The 1,576-nt window shown below is 67.8% G+C and carries 1 protein-coding gene; it reads left to right on the top strand.

The genetic code is table 11. From position 1 onward, the window contains the following. Positions 1–1,576, top strand: a 1,576-nt coding sequence (locus NKJ08_RS38675; protein ID WP_352786392.1) for a condensation domain-containing protein, incomplete at both ends; no start/stop codon positions are given.

The raw sequence follows: 1,576 nt of genomic DNA, 5'->3' as shown, positions 1-1,576 counted from the left end.
GATGGCGGCGCGCTTGCCGGCGCCTTGCGCGCACATGTGAGCGGGCGGCTGCCGGACTACATGGTGCCAACGGCATTCGTGCGGCTGGCGGCGCTACCGCTGACGCCGAACGGCAAGCTCGACCGCAAGGCGCTGCCGGCGCCGGCCGACGACGCCTATGCGCGGGCGGCCTATGAGGCGCCCCGCGCCGCGATCGAGACGGCGCTGGCCGAGATCTGGGCGGAGCTTCTCGGTGTCGAGCGGGTCGGACGCCACGACCACTTCTTCGAGCTGGGTGGCCACTCGCTGCTGGCCGTGCAGCTCTCGAGCCGGCTGTCGCGGGCTGTTGGGGTCGAACTGCCGCTGACGAGGCTGTTCGCCAGACCGGTGCTTGCCGATCTGGCCGAAAGCATCGTCGAGGTGTTGAGCCGCTCCGGTCCGCAAGACCTGCCGGCGATTGCGACGGTGTCGCGCAATGAGCCGCTTGTGCTGTCGTTTGCGCAGCAGCGGATATGGTTTTTGGCGCAGCTGGACGAGGGCAGCACGAACTATCACATTCCACTGGCCTTGCGGCTGCGTGGTGTGCTCGACCGCGGCGCCTGGCAGCGCAGCCTTGACCGTCTGTTTGCGCGTCATGAGGCGCTGCGCAGCGTCTTTGTCGCACCGGAGGGCAAGCCCTGGGTTGAGGTTCTGCCGCCGGATGCGGGACTGCCGGTGGCCGAGCACGATCTGCGGGACAGGCCGGATGCTGAGGCTGCGCTTTTGGATCTGTGCCATGAAGAGGCGCGCACGCCGTTCGATGTTGCGCGCGGGCCGCTGATCCGCGGGCGTCTGATCCGGATGTCGGATGAGCAACACGTCTTCCTGCTGACCCAGCATCATATCGTCTCGGACGGCTGGTCGATGGGCGTGCTGGTGCGTGAACTCAGTCAGCTTTACCGGGCGTTCGAGGCTGGACAGGACGATCCTTTGCCGCCGCTGGCGATCCAGTACCCGGATTATGCCGCCTGGCAACGGCGGTGGCTGTCGGGGGAACGGCTGCAGAGCCAGGCGCAGTATTGGCGCGACACCCTGTCTGACGCTCCGGCCCGTCTTGCGCTGCCGACGGACCGGCCGCGGCCGGCCCAGCAGTCGTATGCCGGGGCCGCTGTGCCGATCGTCATCGATGCGGATCTGACGCGGGGTCTGAAGCGGCTGAGCCGGCAGCATGGCACGACGTTGTTCATGACGGTGCTGGCGGCCTGGGCGGCGGTGCTGTCGCGTCTGTCGGGGCAGGACGACCTTGTGATCGGCGTGCCGAGCGCCAATCGAGGCCGGGGCGAGATCGAAGAGTTGATCGGCTTCTTCGTCAACACCCTGGCGCTTCGGCTGGACCTGTCGGGCGAGCCGAGCGTGTCGGAGCTTCTGGAACGGACGCGGCGCACGGCCTTGGCTGCCCAGGAGCATCAGGACCTGCCGTTCGAGCAGGTCGTCGAGATCGTGCAGCCGCCACGGCATCTTGATCACACGCCGCTGTTCCAGGTGATGTTGGCCTGGCAGAACAACGCCGTCGGGTCATTGGACCTGCCGGGGCTGAGTGTGGAAGCTGCCGGGGAGG

The organism is Mesorhizobium sp. M0244, from assembly GCF_040321795.1.
Lineage (GTDB): Bacteria > Pseudomonadota > Alphaproteobacteria > Rhizobiales > Rhizobiaceae > Mesorhizobium.
The sequence above is the reverse complement of the archived record's forward strand: the minus strand, read 5'-3'. Positions and strand labels throughout refer to the sequence as shown.